The sequence below is a fragment of the Psychrobacter sp. 1U2 genome, assembly GCF_051847575.1.
In genome coordinates this window covers 1-935 of sequence record NZ_JBPYDC010000623.1, presented here as the reverse complement: position 1 = coordinate 935, position 935 = coordinate 1, and the positions used below count along the sequence as shown (strand labels likewise).

Below are 935 nucleotides of genomic sequence, written 5' to 3'. Positions count from 1 at the left end.
CGAGCTGATAACAAGTCAGATAGCCACTATCAATCGCTGCTGAATAGTCCGTACAAACGACTTTTGAGCTCAGGGGCTCAGGCTCGCCTGCTAGCCAATAATGCCCAACGAATACAGGCTTATGAGTTTTTAGAGCAAAGTCGATATTCTCAGCTAACGCATCCATTGGAATCTGCGCTAGTGCTGATGCAGGCGCGCGAGCAATCTCATGAAGCGTACGTGATTGTAAGTTGTCGAGCCACCACCGTACCCGCACACGCGAGCGTTTAGTGCCTTCTTTATCGATCATAACAATACCATCTGGTAATGGGGTCTCCACACCTTTTAACACACGTTCTAACGCATCGAATGGCGAAGTATGTTCTTTTGAAGTCACTGCAAGCGCATAAGGGGTCAAGCAGTTGTCGGCTGTAAGTAAGGGTTTGAGCATGTCCATACTGTCCACGTCCCAGCAAGCATGGACAAAGCAGGCATCATCAGTCTCAATCCACAAGGGAATCTCATAAAAGCGCTGTAGCCAATAATGATGTAATTCTGATCCAAACGGCACTTCAGCTAAAAACGCTTCGTGCTGACGCGTATGAACATCATTATGTGAGCGCAAATAGCGTTCAGGGTCGTTAGGATCACGCGTTGCAAACGCAATTGCATTATATTCGTGATTGCCCATGACGATATCAGCGACGCCAGCATCTAGCATAGCAAAAGCAATCTCAAGGGTCGCTACTTGCTGAGGACCACGATCAATTAAATCACCAATAAAGAGCGCATGATGACCATCTGGCGGCACAAAATATTGCCCATTATGGACATAACCTAATTGCTCAAGCAGCCCGATTAGTTTGTCAGCATAACCGTGAATATCACCAATAACATCTATAATCATAAGTCGGTATCAAAATCTAAAAGTAAATGAAATTAAACCATATACTATA

The 935-nt window shown here is 45.0% G+C and carries 1 protein-coding gene; it reads right to left on the bottom strand.

Features of this window, described 5'->3' with window-relative positions:
• Positions 1-886, bottom strand: an 886-nt coding sequence (locus tag ACS8FD_RS17680; protein ID WP_439276814.1) for a metallophosphoesterase, incomplete at its 3' end; no start/stop codon positions are given.
• Positions 887-935: the final 49 nt, after the last annotated feature.